General features: G+C 45.2%; 17 protein-coding genes. 5 read left to right on the forward strand and 12 right to left on the reverse strand.

All coding sequences use genetic code 11. The annotated features are described in order from the left end of the window. Positions 1–26: 26 nt before the first annotated feature. From J7E78_RS25595 to J7E78_RS25605, 3 genes are read right to left on the reverse strand one after another with little or no spacing between them, the layout of a single operon-like run. The gene (locus J7E78_RS25595) at positions 27–1400 is read right to left on the reverse strand and encodes an ABC transporter substrate-binding protein (protein WP_215079179.1); all 1374 of its coding nucleotides are present in this window, start codon (positions 1398–1400) and stop codon (positions 27–29) included. Positions 1401–1437: 37 nt separating this feature from the next. Continuing rightward, the gene (locus J7E78_RS25600) at positions 1438–2283 is read right to left on the reverse strand and encodes a carbohydrate ABC transporter permease (RefSeq protein ID WP_223199815.1); all 846 of its coding nucleotides are present in this window, start codon (positions 2281–2283) and stop codon (positions 1438–1440) included. 59 nt (positions 2284–2342) lie between these two features. Further along, positions 2343–3218 carry a carbohydrate ABC transporter permease gene (locus tag J7E78_RS25605; protein WP_036671737.1) on the reverse strand — a complete coding sequence of 292 codons (876 nt, stop codon included), beginning with the start codon at positions 3216–3218 and terminating at the stop codon, positions 2343–2345. A 198-nt stretch (positions 3219–3416) separates the two neighbouring features. Between J7E78_RS25605 and J7E78_RS25610 the strand changes: the two genes are divergently transcribed. After that, on the forward strand, positions 3417–3989 hold the full coding sequence (locus tag J7E78_RS25610; RefSeq protein WP_215079181.1) for a GbsR/MarR family transcriptional regulator: 573 nt from the start codon (positions 3417–3419) through the stop codon (positions 3987–3989). Positions 3990–4328: 339 nt separating this feature from the next. Here J7E78_RS25610 and J7E78_RS25615 read toward each other — a convergent pair whose 3' ends face one another. Further along, on the reverse strand, positions 4329–4874 hold the full coding sequence (locus J7E78_RS25615; protein WP_215079183.1) for a hypothetical protein: 546 nt from the start codon (positions 4872–4874) through the stop codon (positions 4329–4331). Between the two features lie 96 nt (positions 4875–4970). On the opposite strand from J7E78_RS25615, the gene J7E78_RS25620 reads away from it, so the two are divergent. Next, positions 4971–5888 (forward strand): phosphatidate cytidylyltransferase, encoded by a 918-nt coding sequence (locus tag J7E78_RS25620; RefSeq protein ID WP_076213755.1) that lies wholly within the window; start codon positions 4971–4973, stop codon positions 5886–5888. A gap of 113 nt (positions 5889–6001) precedes the next feature. Here the strand turns inward: J7E78_RS25620 and J7E78_RS25625 are convergent, their stop codons facing one another. Then, the gene (locus tag J7E78_RS25625; RefSeq protein ID WP_215079185.1) at positions 6002–6580 is read right to left on the reverse strand and encodes a hypothetical protein; all 579 of its coding nucleotides are present in this window, start codon (positions 6578–6580) and stop codon (positions 6002–6004) included. Positions 6581–6944: 364 nt separating this feature from the next. Continuing rightward, a complete protein-coding gene (locus tag J7E78_RS25630) occupies positions 6945–7322 on the reverse strand; it encodes a LysM peptidoglycan-binding domain-containing protein (RefSeq protein WP_215079187.1) in 378 nt (125 codons plus the stop codon). A 306-nt stretch (positions 7323–7628) separates the two neighbouring features. Here J7E78_RS25630 and J7E78_RS25635 point away from each other — a divergent pair, with 306 nt between their 5' ends. The 3 genes from J7E78_RS25635 (at position 7629) to J7E78_RS25645 (ending at position 10093) form a co-directional block, all read left to right on the forward strand. Beyond that, on the forward strand, positions 7629–8681 hold the full coding sequence (locus J7E78_RS25635; RefSeq protein WP_215079189.1) for a bifunctional transcriptional activator/DNA repair enzyme AdaA: 1053 nt from the start codon (positions 7629–7631) through the stop codon (positions 8679–8681). Between the two features lie 69 nt (positions 8682–8750). Continuing rightward, positions 8751–9524: an isocitrate lyase/PEP mutase family protein gene (locus J7E78_RS25640; protein WP_215079191.1), complete on the forward strand. Its 774-nt coding sequence runs from the start codon at positions 8751–8753 to the stop codon at positions 9522–9524. A gap of 50 nt (positions 9525–9574) precedes the next feature. After that, complete coding sequence (locus J7E78_RS25645; protein WP_215079193.1) at positions 9575–10093, forward strand: hypothetical protein; 519 nt, start codon at positions 9575–9577, stop codon at positions 10091–10093. Positions 10094–10242: 149 nt separating this feature from the next. Here the strand turns inward: J7E78_RS25645 and J7E78_RS25650 are convergent, their stop codons facing one another. From J7E78_RS25650 to J7E78_RS25675, 6 genes are all read right to left on the reverse strand, one after another. After that, positions 10243–10941 carry a hypothetical protein gene (locus J7E78_RS25650; protein ID WP_215079195.1) on the reverse strand — a complete coding sequence of 233 codons (699 nt, stop codon included), beginning with the start codon at positions 10939–10941 and terminating at the stop codon, positions 10243–10245. Further along, a complete protein-coding gene (locus J7E78_RS25655) occupies positions 10938–11813 on the reverse strand; it encodes an ATP-binding cassette domain-containing protein (protein ID WP_215079197.1) in 876 nt (291 codons plus the stop codon). The genes J7E78_RS25650 and J7E78_RS25655 overlap by 4 nt, the downstream gene beginning before the upstream one ends. Next, a complete protein-coding gene (locus tag J7E78_RS25660; protein ID WP_062837083.1) occupies positions 11810–12190 on the reverse strand; it encodes a GntR family transcriptional regulator in 381 nt (126 codons plus the stop codon). Before J7E78_RS25660 ends, J7E78_RS25655 begins: the two co-directional genes overlap by 4 nt. Positions 12191–12289: 99 nt before the next feature. Beyond that, on the reverse strand, positions 12290–12460 hold the full coding sequence (locus J7E78_RS25665; protein ID WP_215079199.1) for an aspartyl-phosphate phosphatase Spo0E family protein: 171 nt from the start codon (positions 12458–12460) through the stop codon (positions 12290–12292). 243 nt (positions 12461–12703) lie between these two features. After that, positions 12704–14086 (reverse strand): transcriptional regulator, encoded by a 1383-nt coding sequence (locus J7E78_RS25670; RefSeq protein ID WP_215079201.1) that lies wholly within the window; start codon positions 14084–14086, stop codon positions 12704–12706. Between the two features lie 272 nt (positions 14087–14358). Then, positions 14359–15276, reverse strand: coding sequence for an aldo/keto reductase (locus J7E78_RS25675; RefSeq protein WP_215079203.1), 918 nt, complete (start codon positions 15274–15276; stop codon positions 14359–14361). Between the last annotated feature and the right edge of the window lie 121 nt (positions 15277–15397).

Below are 15397 nucleotides of genomic sequence, written 5' to 3' on the forward strand. Positions count from 1 at the left end.
CTCGCGGCAGCATTTCATCGATATCGTTACTTCACAATACGATCCAGTTCTTTCTGCGCTTTCTCTTTTGCTTCCTTCAGCGCTTGTTCAGCTGGCATATTATTGATCTGCACCTGATCCGCTGCATCCTTCAATGCATCATTGATTTTGCCACCCGTTGGATCCTGGAATGGAGCCGAAGCGTGAGCTGCCTGTTGCAGTGGTACAGTGATCTGTGGATTTTCCTCACTGAATTTCATGAACTCTGGATCTTGTTGAGCCGATTGACGCACTGCAATATATCCGGTGTTCATGGACCAGGAGGCTGTGTTCGAAGTTTCAGAGAAATACGTAAGCCACTTGTAAGCTGCCTGTTGTTGCTCTGGACTTGCTGCTGACGGAATACCTGCAGATATGGCACTTGCTACCGGTTTTCCTTCACCAACGCCTTCCCAGCCTGGTTGTTGCATCGCAGCGACTACGCTAAAGTCCAGGTCGCCTTGGTCCCCACTAGATCCGGTGTAGCCCGCTGCTTTATTCTTCATCACATCATCAATCGTTTTGTACCAGTATTCCCAGCCCTGGCCTCCATAGTGAATGCCCATAATCTTGTCTTCGTTGATCCATTTACGGAACAGGTCCCATGTCTCGATCCATTCCGGGGAGTCAATCATGACCGTTTTACCATCGTCGCTAAGAATCTGTCCGCCCTTACCCAGCACAGCATCAATCATATTGTCTCTACCCCACATCGGTTCCCAACCGTAGAAGGTGGTTTTGCCATTCTCTTGCTTGCTCATCTTCGCAGCTGCCTCAGCCAGCTTCTCCCATGTCGTCAGACTCGCTGGATCGATTCCGTTCTCCTTGAACGTATCCATGCGGTAATACATGATCTGAGTTGTACCGTACATTGGTAAAAAGTACTGCTTTCCATCCACCTGTCCCTGGTTCAGGAATGTCTGGATAAAATCATCTTTCTTAAAATTTGGATCAGCGGCAATCATCTCATCCATGGGTGCATAATATCCTTTGCGCGCCCAGTCTATATTGGAGCTGAGTACAGCTGCCGGAACCTTCTTCGAAGCAATTGCTGCTTGCAGCTTCTGTTCGGTTTCCGTGTAATCTGCCTGTACAATCCCCTTCACAACGACTTCGTTCTGGGAGGCATTGAACGCATCAATCGTCTTTTTCATGTTATCGCCCAGATTACCACCCAGACCATACCAGAATTCAATCTCCACCGGATCTTTTGCCTGGGCTTCGGTTCCACTGGCGGCAGCTGTCGTGCCTGATTCTGCGGGTGCTTGTGTTCCACAAGCGGTCAGTAGTGCAAAGCTGGTTGCAAGTACCAGCGACATGCCACCCTTCCAGTTCAACCTCAATCTCTTTTTCCATGTCATGATTGCCTGACTCCAATTCATTGTTGTTCCTCCCGTTTTAGGTGAATGGTGATTCATATCAGTTCTTGTTCACACCAGCCGTGATATTCACGCTCTGCATGATGGTCTTCTGGGTGAACAGGAAGAGAATAAGTAGGGGTGCGATGGTGAAGGCACTCGCAGCCATAATCTGTGGCCAAGCCAGACCATATGCCCCACCTTCTACAAAGAAGCTGCGCAGACCCGCCGATACCAGCTGTAAGTCAGGGTCTTTGGTGATGAGCATAGGCCAGAAATAGTTGTTGTACTGTTCAATGAACGTAATTAGCACCATCACGGCGAAGCTTGAGCGAACAAGCGGCGTGATAATTGTCCAGAGAATCCGGAAATGAGATGCACCGTCCAGCTGTCCGGCTTCCACCAATTCATGAGATACCTGCATGAACGCCTGGCGGATCAGGAAGATCGAGAACACGCTGACACAGTTGGATACAATCAAGCCTGTGTAGGAATCTAGCAGGTTAAGTTCGCTAAGTACCAGGTAACTAGGCAAATACACGGCTGTACTTGGTATCATATAACCCACCAGAATCAGGGATGTCAGTACACCCTTGAGACGGAATTTCATATGTGTCAGAGCGTACGCCATCATACTGGAGTTGACGATCTGAAATAGACAGATGGCTAAGGCTACCCCGGTACTGTTCAGGATGTAACGGGCAAATGGCGCTGCATTCCAGGCGTCCACATAATTGCTCCACAGGAACGTCTCCGGCCAGAAGGTCGGCGGGAATTGCCAGATCTCATCATTGGTTTTGAATCCGCTAATGACCATCCAATAGAAGGGAAAGGCTGTACCCAGCGCGATAATGGCTAACAGGAGGTAGCGGATCAATTTACTTATTTTAAAATTCGGTTGTGACACGTTCTGCAACTCCTTGCGCTTCATCCGTTTAGACTTTTTGTTGGGCAATGTCATTGTCATTAGTAGTGCACCAGACGTCTGCCAAGCAGGAACGATACTCCCGACAGCAACACGCAGATCAGAATAATCACAACGGCGATAGACGAAGCTTCACCTACATTAAAGGATTCGAATGCAGACTGGTAATACATATACAGCAACGTTCTCGTTGATCCCGCCGGTCCACCCTGCGTCATGACATTGATCTGGTCATAGGCTTGCAAGGACTGGATGGTAAGAATAATTGAGAGAAAAAACGTCGTTGGTGAGATCAGCGGCAGTGTGATACTTCTGAACTTGTCCCAACCGTTTGCCCCGTCGATTGAAGCTGCTTCGAGCAGATCGGAAGGTAGATTTCGTAGCGCAACGAGATAAAATACCATCGCCCACCCAATCGACTTCCAGAGCGTGACGATCAGAACTGCAACCAGTGCCCAGTCTGCGTCACGCAGCCAGCCAATGGGAGATACACCTACCCAGCCGAGCATAAGATTAGCGAGTCCGACTTCGGGCTCGAAGATCCAGGACCACGCAATGGACACCGCAACTGTCGGGGTGACCCAAGGTGAGAAGAGTAATGTCCGGAAGATACCGGATGATTTGATTTTGCTATTCATGAGCATCGCAAGCGCTAATCCTCCCACAATGGTTGGGATTACACTGCCCAGTCCGAATAACAAGGTTACTTTCAGTGATCGATAGAATTCAGAGTTTGTCAGCAGATAACTGTAATTGTCCAAACCAACAAACAGCTTGTCCGGGCTCATGAAGTCCCAGTCGGTGAAACTGAGATAAACGATATATCCCAAAGGTCCCAGCCAGAAGATCAGCAATGGGATTAGAGCTGGCAGCGTGAATAGTACCGCTTCAGACTCCCTCCATAATTTCAAACGCAAATCCCCCACTCCTTACTGTCCAATTTTTCTTTAATGATTGGGAATTTTTGATTATAATCGACTTTATATTTATTCTGTACAAAATTGATTGTACACTCGTATTGAAAATTCTAATTCCGGCTTATGTTAAAATTGGAGCAAGTCATGTAAAATATGAGGCAGCTAGTGGGAACGCTATCATAAACCAGAGGTGACATTGTGGGAAAAGAAACTGCCGGGAACCCGAATCATTCTTCGTTACCTGATCGGCATGCGCTGAGGGAGAGAGTCATTGAGGCCATCGCCAATACGATGGATCTATATGGGGTTAATCATACGTTTGGCAAATTATACGGCATCATGTATTTTGAGGATCGACCGATGACACTTGAAGAGATGAAAACCTCGATGAATATGAGCAAGAGCAACATGAGCTATGCGGTTCGGTCACTTACGGAGTCACAGATGATTTACAAACTGGAGGAGAAAAAGGAGCGCCAGGATCAGTATCTGGCTGAGACCGACTTTTATCGTACATTTCAGAACTTCTTCGGTTCCAAGCTGCAACGGGAAGTAGATGTGATGTTAGAAGGAATTCGTGAGGTCATTCCGGACCTGTCAGCCATCATCCTCTCTGAGCATACTTCTTCCGAAGATCGGGATGCTGCACTGCGCGATCTGCACAAACTTCAACATGCGGAGCAGTATTATGTCTGGCTCCAGGGATTCGTGGATCAGTTGCGGGACGGTAAGTTTTACGAAAATGCTACACACACGCCCGACAAAGAGTAGTACAACTCCGTAAACAGAATAACTAATGGGTAACCAAGCGCTAACGAACCTAGACGATCTGACGTACCATTGTTGAGTCACACTAAACCGCAAAAAGGAGCTGTTCCTAGCCAATGTATGGCTTTTGGAACAGCTCTTTTATTTATTCTATCTATTGTATTGTCATATCCTATCCGTCATTAGTGGTTCTCTTTTCCATATACTACTGCATTAATGGTCTCTGCTCTTCCTTGGTTTACCTTGATCAGACTACCTGGCGCCTAAGCTTCAACCATCAAAACCCTTTTTGTGTTGTGCCGCAACTTCAATATCTGCATCACACAACGAGAAGCTCCAGGTTCATTCATTTCCCAGCATATAATCCCTTAATTTCCCTTCATAGACCAGTTGCAATCGTTCACTCTGGCGAAAATCATCCGGTGTCACCAGCGCCGGCAGCTTGTTCCACAACTTGATTCCCGAACGCTGTAGAATCTCGGCTACAAATTGGGAGCAGAAGTAGGAGTTGCTGAACTCCACCGGCTCCTTGAGCGTAATGCCAATCACACCTAGCAGATTGTACATATATTTCTGGCGGCTGCGGATGAAGATGTGCAGCACACGTTTCATCTTTTCCACTTCACGATCCGTCACCTGAAGCTCATATATGACACATGTGGTATTGGGATACTTGCTGTATGTACCTGTCTGAATATCTTCCTTCACAAACCCGCCATTCAGCGGATTACTCGGATGCTTGCGGCCGAAGCTGTACAGCTCGGTTAACTCCTGGTCAAATGAGATCGATGCGTGATTATATGGGGCTCGGGTGTAACTCTGAATAACCTTGGTAAACAGCGTTCCTGTATTCGTAAGCAGGATATAGATGGAGCGTTCATCTGTCATAGCAAAATTTCCCCTTATCAAGTTGGTACTATTCCTTCATAATAACATAGGTACCCTATAATGGAATCTTACTTTGAATAAGCAGGTGATCGGTACGTGAGCAGTTCACTCTTTACACTAACGTTAATCTTCACAGCTTTACTTGTGATACATATCGTGTACAAAATTATTGCAAAGCTTCAGCCAAGCAAAGACTATTCAGGCATCGGCCAAAAAATCAAAACCTGGTGGGGTATGTTTGTGATCTTCTGCCTCGCTACCCTCTTCAATCCTATTGTGTCCCTGATCTCCCTCATGGTGCTTGCATTCTTCTCCCTCAAAGAATACTTCTCCATGATTCGCAGTACACGCAAAGCCGACCGCAGGCTGTTCCTATGGGCGTATCTGGCGATTCCGGTTCAGTTCTATTGGATCTACATTGGGTGGTATGGCATGTTTATCGTGTTTATTCCACTATATGTGTTCCTGGTGCTTCCCTTGCCACGCCTGATTAACAAAGGTACAGTCGGCTTCCTGCGCAGTGTCAGCTCCACACAATGGGGACTCATGCTGATGGTGTTCGGACTGAGCCACCTGGCCTATTTTCCCTTTGCCACACCGGAGTATGGGTCCAAGCTGGTGCTGTTCCTCGTTGTGTTAACACAGCTTAATGATGTGGTGCATTATCTGGTCTCTCTCTATCTGGGCAAACGAAAAGTGGTGCCTACCGCCAATCCGTTTGTCACCTGGGAAGGATTCGCGTGTGCATTTATTGTAACGACAGCAACGTCTTATTTTATCCATCCCTACCTGACGCCATTTGATTGGAAATTCTCGCTGTTCATCGGGGTATTGATCAGTCTGGCCGGATTCTTCGGCAGTCTGACGGTGTCTGTACTGAAGCGCGATCTGTTAATCGGGGATGACAACAAGTTCGATTCGCTCAAAAAAAGTTACCTGAGCCGGGTCGACAGCCTGACTTACACCTCTCCGGTTATGTTCCACGTAGTCCGTTATTTCTTTGACTTTATGTAGCAACAGATAGATCGGCGATATTGAATGATACATGATTGATGTCAAAAAAAGCAGCCACTTGGGCTGCTTTTCCTGTTCATCAGGCTTCAGACGGAGCCTTCATGATGTACCTGCTACTTCAACGTAATTTCCTTCTCGGACATGATTTCGTTCCCCTCATCATTCGTGAAGACAAATGTCGCTTTGCCCCGCTCGCCCTTCATCTCATCCGAATAGATAAAGCCGGAGAATTGTCCATTGCCGCTAATGTAAAAGCCGTCTTCACCATTTCCACCATGTTCAATGGCTTCCTGTAACGAATTTACAATCGTCACCGTGTTAGACGTCCATCGCATCTCCGTAAGTGTATAGCCCTTCGGAACCTGTTTAATTCCAAAATCAAAGCCGTTACCCTCGCTCGGTTTCTCCGACTGGTCAATGACGATATCAATCTGCTCAGACGGTTTAGTGGATTCCGATTGAGCCGTAGGCTTGCCCTCATCACCACTGGCACTGCCTTGGCTATTGTTATTCCTCGCATCCGCATTAGGAACAGAATTTTCTCCAGCTTCCTCTACAGGTTGCTTCGATTGCGGATAGGCGTGCTCCTGAACAGATTCATTATTATTCTTGGCACCACAGGCACTGACGAATAGCGAAATACAGAGCACAGACATGCAAAGTGCAGATTTCTTTATATTCATGTTCATCATCTAGTTCTCCCTTCATTCTTCTACAGAACATAGATCTATATCAGTTGAACTAATCATTTACACGATAACGGAGAGGACAGAAAAAACCTGAAAAAGCGAAGCGCTCGCCTTTATCACCGGATTTTTCCCTTAAGGAAAGGGAATCGAAAAAAATCTGGGGATAACAGCGATTGGAAGGTTATTCTGTCATCGTAGTGTCAGTGTAAATATTCTTTAGTTCAACTTATATAGCACACCACTTATTAATCACTACACCATATCGTCCCACATGAAGCTCCATTATATGTAAATGATTAATAAATTCAGTATGTAACTGCACCTCGATGAGTAAAGAAAGAACTCGGTTAATGACGTCATGCATATTTTATTGATCAAACCCAGGCAAGACCAACACTTGTCCAATCTGGATGGCGTTATGCTCAATTTTGTTCACTTTCTTGATTGCTTCTACATACACACGAGTGTCCATCTGCTGAGGTTTATGTGCCAATGAAATGCCCCACAGTGTATCTCCCTGAGATACAACGATCTGGTCCCCCGATAACAATCGTTCATCCCCGGCAAAAGCAGTGAATACAGCACTACACCCTATGATTATAATTAGAGTTATGGTGACGATCTTCATTAGCCAGGTTGGCGTCTTCACACGCTGCAAGAATTGCTCTTTAACATACATGGTACGAGACTTGGACGTCTTGGTATAAACGGATTCATAAATACTTTTGTACGTAGAATATCTCATTCTAGTCGACCTCCAGACTTTCATTCCGCTAATCTTTAATTTCATGTTTACCTATGTATTTTTCCTATAACAATGAATGATCAACAATTAACTTTTCCACTATATAGGCATCTTTGCCTAATTCACCCTACCCTGATAGGTCTATACTACCAGTTCACTCTAAACAAATTCTGAACAACCAAATTTCAATGTTATATCCGATTTAATATATCCAATATTCATGCCTGATTTTCGGCGATGCTTGCTACAACGTTTTTCTATAATAGGTTATAGATAATGATTCTAATGAAGTAAGGACGTGCGCCCATGATTTCTGCTGATCTGAAGGAACAATATTACGAGGCGCTTGTGGCCAAGGATTCGGAATACGAGGGTTTATTCTATGTTGGAGTCCGAACCACGGGTGTGTTCTGTCGCCCCACATGCCCTGCGCGAAAGCCAAAATTCGAAAACTGCGAATTCTATGAGACGGCACAGCAGGCACTCCTGGCCTCTTATCGCCCTTGCCAGCGCTGTCGCCCGCTCTCTCACCCCAACCAAGTATCCGATGTCGTTCGCATATTAGTGGAAGCTGTAGAGAAAAATCCGGAGAAACGCTGGAAAGGACAGGATTTCAAGGCACTCTCCATCGATGAATCCACGGCGCGCCGACAGTTCAAGAAGCGGTTCGGCATGACCTTTGTTGAGTATGCTCGCGCTCGCCGCATGGGACTTGCCCTGAAAAATATTCGCTCCGGGCGCACCGTTATTGATAGCCAATTATCTACTGGATATGAATCAAGCAGCGGCTTCCGCGATGCCTTTTCACGGATCATGGGTGCCGCCCCTACACAAGTCGATGAAGGACATATCCTGAAAGCGTCCTGGATTGACACCCGCCTCGGCCCAATGATGGCCATTGCAGATGAAGAGGCTCTATATTTACTTGAATTTGTGGACCGCAGAGGTCTGGAACGCGAAGTTGAGCGCCTGCGCAAACGGACCAAATCTGCTATTGTGCCTGGCACCACGACTCCAATTCAGTCCATAGAGCGTGAACTAAATGAGTACTTTCAAAGTATTCGGACAGCATTCGACACACCGTTGTTCTGTTTAGGAACACCATTCCAAAAGCGTGTATGGGAACAGCTAATGGCCATTCCGGCTGGTGAAACGAGGTCATATCAGGATATCGCAAATGCACTGGGAAAACCGACTGCTTGCCGATCCGTGGCACAAGCAAATGGAGCCAATCAGCTTGCGATTGTGATCCCATGTCACCGTGTAATCAATGCCAGTGGTGAGCTGGGCGGATACGGCGGGGGATTAACTCGTAAAAACTGGCTTTTGACTCACGAGAAACAAGAACAGGGTAGCTGAATAATGGAATGAAGTATGCAACAGGTGTTCAAAGGAATGCATGTATATAACAAAGGAGAGTTAAGATATATGAGTACGCTAGAAGAAAAAGCAGCGATGTTTCAACAATACCATGTAAAAGGAAAACCTCTTGTTCTGGTCAATGTGTGGGACGCCGGAAGTGCGCAAGCCATTCAATCCGCTGGAGCAACGGCCATTGCTACTGGAAGCTGGTCCGTTGCTGCGGCCCACGGTGAATATGATGGTGAATCCATGCCATTCCATCTGGTGCTTGCCAATCTTGCACGGATTACAGCGAACGTAGATCTGCCTGTAACGATCGATATAGAGGGAGGGTATGGGAGGTCTGTGTCAGAGGTGAAGCAAAATATCCTGCAAGTCATCGATCATGGTGCTGTAGGAATCAACATGGAAGATCAACTTCCCGCTGGCTTGGGATTGTACACCGTGGAGGAGCAATGCCCGAGATTGTCCGCCGCCCGGGAAGCTGCGGAGCAGGCAGGCATACCGTTGTTCATTAACGCTCGCACAGATATTTTTCTTCAACATGCACCTGAACACCATAACCACTCTCTCCTGGAGGAAGCAATTATACGTTCGAGCCATTACGCAGATGCAGGAGCGAGTGGTCTGTTTGTACCCGGCTTGCAGGATCACCAACTGATTCAGGAATTGTGTGAACTTTCACCGCTGCCAATTAACGTCATGGTTACGTCTCCTGAGCCTTCACCAAAACAGCTTGCCGCACTGGGTGTAGCACGTGTAAGTTATGGGCCATATCCCTATCTGCAAGTCATGGAACACCTGAAAGAACTGGGGAGAAACATTTTATCGGGAAATTAACAGGAGGGCATGTTATAATCACCTCTATTGAACATTTACAGGAGGCAATTATGCTTAACGTGGACCAAAAGCTTGAAGTTCTACACTCATATCCCCAACTGCAACGCAAAGATGTTTCTCTCGGTCGTGTTAACTTTCACTACGAGGAAAGTGCGTATGATAAAAAAATTGTTGCCCTCCATATTCACCCTAATGGTAACGGTTATATCTATGCAGGGCTACTGCCTGACTATGAGACCGATGCTAAAGGATTCGTCAATATTCGTGATTACTCCGAAGCAGATCTGCGCACCTTGTTAGATCAAACGATCCAAGCGATGTCTCACAACCCCAACGCAGTTGAATTTAAAGAATCAGAACAAGTACAAGCTGCTGCTCCTGCTTTGTCTACAACCTCCACGGGTGGCGGAACGTGGATCGATGAAGATGGACATACGCTGACTTTAAAATACGAAGATGACATGTGGTATGTGTATTCCGGTGTTAATCTGGATATGGCTTTTGAAACGCGTAGCGAAGCCGGTGAGTACCTCAAAGACGAAGGATTCAAACCGCAAGCTCAGGCTTAACACATACACATTCAATTTGGATTGCACAAAGATTGCCGAATAGGTATATTCAGTGATTTAGGATGATACCAAAAACACGAGGCGTGTTCGCACTCGTGTTTTTCTGGTTACTGGAAGTTTCGCTTAGATTCCTATATAACGGTTTCCTGTCAGTCTTTTTTGGATTTCATGGTAAGCGGCGCATTCTTCATCATCGGGTACGTAGACAGAAGTAGCGCACCACCAATGCATCCCAGAACGGTGAACAATGTCATGCGATTGATCCTGGCAATCCACAACATAAGCTCACCAAGATCGCCCAATGTAATTATGAGCGTAATGACCAAGCCAATCCCAAAGAACATAATGAAGAAGTTACGCATCCCCAATCGCATCCAACAAACCGTTGGAAAAACAGATATTCCCAATACAAGAAAGCCGCACATCAGATCGATCCACAGGTAAGATAAGAAGTGATATTCCCTTGAATACAACATACCTGGTTGATAGAGGGTTACGTCAACCATTCTTTTTTCCTGAAGCAGATGTATGAGGAAATACACCACATGTAGAATGACCATGGTACCTGCAACCATCCATACCGAGTTCATATAGAAGGATTTCATGAATTGAATTCGTGTACTGCCCATACCGATTGCAACCGGAAACAGTGTAATAATTCCCCCGATTGCAAACGCACATATCCCTCCGTACATTGGACCAAACAGTTGCGTAGCATACGAGACATCAAATATGAAGCCAATGGCTAGATATACAACGGTGAGCATTAGAGCGATGGATGAAAATATGCTCAGATATAAACGCATATCATCGCGAATCAGTCGGTTCGTACCTTTTACTGCGTTCATGGTTTGACCCCCTCTTGATTACGGGTCCTGTTAACCAAATAATCTTGTAATGTCGCTTTCTCAATGGAAAGACCCTGCGCATGAGCGATGTCCTTCCACATTTTCGAGTAGGGCTCATCCATCATCACTTTCACAGTCGATCCCATCTGGGAAGACTCTATAACTTTAACACCTGCTGTAATCCGATTAATATCGTCAATTCCCCCTGTTAGAAGAACTCCTTTTTCGCGCATTTCTTCCATAGGCTGATTTAACAACACCTCTCCGGCTTGCAAAACGATAAGGGATTCACACAAGGGCTGAATCTCCTCAATATGATGGCTGGATATCAGGATCAGACGCGGGTTATCTTCGTAACTTTCCAGTAGCGCATTATAGAAGAATTTACGCTTCTCCGCATCGAGCCCATTGGTGGGTTCATCCAGAATGGTTATCTTGGCATTACTGGCAAGACCTAATATAATCTGGGTGGCAGTCTTCATACCTTTCGAAAATTTAATGATCTTCTTCTTCGTGGGTAGTTCAAACACATTGATTAAACGTTCTGCCAAATCCTGATTCCACTGCGGATGAAAATATTGCCCCATTTGAACCATGTCACTAACCGTCCAGTTTTTACCCAAGGGATGATTCTCCTGGATGTAGCACAGATGCTCTTGGGCAGCCAGATTATTATAGGGGTCTTGACCCATGATCTGAACGGTTCCACTGTCCGGGCGGTTATGCCCTGCGAGTAAACTCATCATTGTTGTTTTACCCGCTCCATTTCTTCCCCAGATTGCACTAATGATTGGCTCACTCTCATGTAACGTAACCTGGTTCAGAACGGGTGTCTTCTGGTAGCTGTAGTTGACCTGCTCCATATGAATCATAAGTCACTCTCCTTATCCTTCTTGCCGCGAATCAGATCAATGATCATGTCTTCATTCATGTGAATCCGTCTGGCTTCTTCAAGTAAAGGCTTGATGTATTCTTCATAAAAATCTTGCTTACGTTCAACGAGCAATGCTTCTCTTGCTCCCTTTGCAACAAACATTCCAACACCTCGCTGTTTGTATATAATCCCCTTGTCCACGAGTTCCTGCAGTCCTTTGCGGGCTGTAGCCGGATTGATATTGTAGAACCGTGACAGTTCATTGGTTGAGGGAACCTGTTCTTCCACCTTTAATCTGCCCTCCACAATATCGTCCATAATCATTGTGGCAATCTGATGAAAAATAGGCTGAGATTCATCCAAAGTCGATTTCATGTGCTTCCAACTTTCATACGTATTCATTAGTTACTTAGTCGGTTAGTTACTCATGTAACTAACTATAGTATACAAAAACACAAATGTAAATAGGCGAACTTAATTCATCACCTTTCCAACCTTGGCTCTGTTGTATTGATTAATAAGACCGTCCAGGACTACGGATTGCTGGATCACTTCCGGATGAAGCAGACTGCCGTATTCCATATGCAGGCGATATAACAACTGTCTGGCATCTTCGATCCGTGATATCAAATCCAGGCGATCCATAGTATCCCTCCTTTTTGTCATATTTTAGTGTATTATGCCAATCAAAAGCGGGTGTAAGATACGACATACTTATGCTTCCACTTCGATATACAAAAAAGAACGCCTCTGAATTGAATTCAGAAGCGTTCTTTGGTTCAGGCTTATGTCCCTAAACCGTGATCATTCGTTCGGTAGATTGGAGGATTTGGACTTTCCACAGTTGGGGAAGGTCCAGTAACAGGGGGTACGATGCTAACCACAATACTACATGTAACTATCAGCAAAGCTAGCTTTCTCTTCATTGAGTTTCTGCACCTCACCAATCAAGATTTTGTACTGCTGTATAGCTGTGTCAGACGCATATTCCCTATATTGCTCAAACAGTCCGACACTTCTAAGCATACCTCGTCCATCGCTAATTTCAATAGAAAATCTCAAGCTATTCAGGACAAAATCTAAACCCTCCGCAAACCTGTCTTTTTTAAGACAATACGTGCCTAATCCAGCTAAAAGACGAACGTATCGATCATCGGTTACCTGCTTGCTTACTTTCCCAATTCGATTGCTCTGTTCCTGATAAGTGAAGTAAGATTCATACTGCTCAAGTACATGATCTATGTTCATATCATAACGGTTTGCAGCCGTTACAATATCACAAAGCGCTGGGAATATCTCATTTTCCTTCGTTGAAATATACGCGAGGTAGTCAGGTAATACCTCAAACTGTCCGGCCATTAATTGATATATATAACGATTACCCTCAGCCCATTCCTGAAATTGATGAATGACCACTTTTTCTTCAGGTTGAGGCTCTTTCACCCAACTGTAATCGGAGTACAATGCAACATACTTCAATGCCATTTCATAGTTGTTCAAGTGGAAGTGGGCACTTCCAGATGCTAAATAAGCATACATAATATAAAAAACGATAGGTCGTTTGGTCTCTTCCTGTTTTCTTCGGCCATTCATCTCATAATGGATGGCTGCTTTCACCTTCAGCTTTTCGGATAGTTCCTGAACTTTACTCCATCTGTGGAGTGATGCAAAAGCATTAATCAGTTCGTTAAGCGCATCCAACTGGTAGCGTTCATCCAGCCGATCCACATAGTATTCGAACCGAGCTGCGATAATCAGATTCCGCTGCTGATCATTGGTCAGTCCCAACCGGAACAGTCGATACTGGCAGAGGGCAAGCCGTTCGGAATGTTGCATTTTCTCACTTTCAGCGATGTTCTCATATAGAAGAATGGCCGGTTTGAATTTACCTGCTTGGTAGAATTCTTCAGCCACATCAAATAACAAAGGAATATAGGATAGATTATCCATCATCAGACGAATAACCTCTTCAATGCAGTTTAACTTGTCCAACTCGGCACAGCGATGAAGGAAGGGTCCCAGTCTTCGCCAGTCCGGGGTTGCGTGTACAAAACACTCATCTATGTATAACTCATAGAAGTAACCTTCTTCCAATCTCATGGCAGAAGTAATGCGATCCAACTGCTGCATGGCAATAGGTCGATTTTTATTCAAAATATTGCTGAGCGTACCCGAATTAATCCCTGACGTTTCCGAAAAATGACTAATGGACATCTGTTCACGCTTCAGATAACTTTCCAAGTGATCGCGTATCGTGGTTGTCGACTCCAAACGAACACCACCCTCCAAAATAAAAAACATAAACAGGATTATCGGTATGCAAAAGTAATTATATGTAATTAGAAAGTATCGGTCAATATAATATTTTCAACTAATTTGTATTAAAACCATTTTAATCCTTTTATAAAACAGACAATCCTATCTTTATTTTATATCGGAAACACGTCTGGCATCAAACCTGAAAATAGACAAAAAACACGAGCCATCTGCGGGCTCGTGTTCTCAACTGACTTAGCAGTCAGTATGCTCACTATAACTTGAATTTAAGGCAGTATATTGCCTGCCGCACGGTAAATTTCATACCACTCTGGACGCGTAAGATGAACATCTCCTGCTTTTACACAGTCTTGCAGACGTTCAATATTCATCGTGCCTGTCACAGGTTGCATCTGCGCAGGGTGACGAAGCAACCATGCGATTGCAATCGTTGTATTGCTCACGTCATACTTCGCAGCAATCTCGTCGATCTTTGCATTTAATTCCGGGAACTTTTCGCTACCCAGGAATACACCTTCGAAGAATCCGTACTGGAACGGGGACCACGGCTGAATGGTGATATCATGCAGACGACAGTAATCAAGAATGCTACCATCACGGTTAACCGCGGCATCGTTCTCCATGTTCACGTTGATGCCACTGTCAATCATCGTGGTATTGGTAATACTCATCTGCAACTGGTTGGCTACCAGTGGCTGTTTCACGTATTTTTTCAACAATTCGATCTGGTTCGGATTCTGGTTGGATACCCCGAAGTGACGCACTTTACCTTCGCGCTCCAGTTGATCAAAGGCTTCAGCCACTTCTTCCGGTTCAACCAATGCATCCGGACGGTGTAGCAGCAGAACGTCAAGATAGTCCGTTTTCAGACGTTGCAGGATACCATCCACCGAATTCAGGATGTGCTCTTTGGAGAAATCAAACATGCCTTTACGGATACCGCATTTGGATTGAAGAATCAACTTTTCACGAACTTGGGGATTCATCTGTACCGCTTCGGCGAAGATCTCTTCACAAGTTCCTGTACCATAAATGTCAGCATGGTCAAAGAAATTGGCGCCAACCTCCATTGCAGAACGAACAAAATGTTCGGCTTCCTTGCCATCTAATGAATTAATCCGCATGCAGCCCACCGCGACTACAGGTACTTCAAGTGTGCTGTTGCCTAATTTCATGGTTCTCAAGATGTTTCCCCTCCATATTCGAATGTTATCGTGTATCTTACCTTTAATTGTGACACAAATCTGCAATCGGTTTCAATAGAATTATCCTACATTCATATGGAGAAATGATAGGTTCTGAGTC

The sequence above is a fragment of the Paenibacillus polymyxa genome (genome assembly GCF_018614975.1).
Lineage (GTDB): Bacteria > Bacillota > Bacilli > Paenibacillales > Paenibacillaceae > Paenibacillus > Paenibacillus polymyxa_E.

Coding starts and splice junctions, on each gene's coding strand:
- J7E78_RS25595 (WP_215079179.1), bottom strand. CDS start 1,400: ATGAATTGGAGTCAGGCAATCATGACATGGAAAAAGAGATTGAGGTTG.
- J7E78_RS25615 (WP_215079183.1), bottom strand. CDS start 4,874: ATGACAGATGAACGCTCCATCTATATCCTGCTTACGAATACAGGAACG.
- J7E78_RS25625 (WP_215079185.1), bottom strand. CDS start 6,580: ATGATGAACATGAATATAAAGAAATCTGCACTTTGCATGTCTGTGCTC.
- J7E78_RS25630 (WP_215079187.1), bottom strand. CDS start 7,322: ATGAGATATTCTACGTACAAAAGTATTTATGAATCCGTTTATACCAAG.
- J7E78_RS25635 (WP_215079189.1), top strand. CDS start 7,629: ATGATTTCTGCTGATCTGAAGGAACAATATTACGAGGCGCTTGTGGCC.
- J7E78_RS25640 (WP_215079191.1), top strand. CDS start 8,751: ATGAGTACGCTAGAAGAAAAAGCAGCGATGTTTCAACAATACCATGTA.
- J7E78_RS25645 (WP_215079193.1), top strand. CDS start 9,575: ATGCTTAACGTGGACCAAAAGCTTGAAGTTCTACACTCATATCCCCAA.
- J7E78_RS25650 (WP_215079195.1), bottom strand. CDS start 10,941: ATGAACGCAGTAAAAGGTACGAACCGACTGATTCGCGATGATATGCGT.
- J7E78_RS25655 (WP_215079197.1), bottom strand. CDS start 11,813: ATGATTCATATGGAGCAGGTCAACTACAGCTACCAGAAGACACCCGTT.
- J7E78_RS25660 (WP_062837083.1), bottom strand. CDS start 12,190: ATGAAATCGACTTTGGATGAATCTCAGCCTATTTTTCATCAGATTGCC.
- J7E78_RS25665 (WP_215079199.1), bottom strand. CDS start 12,460: ATGGATCGCCTGGATTTGATATCACGGATCGAAGATGCCAGACAGTTG.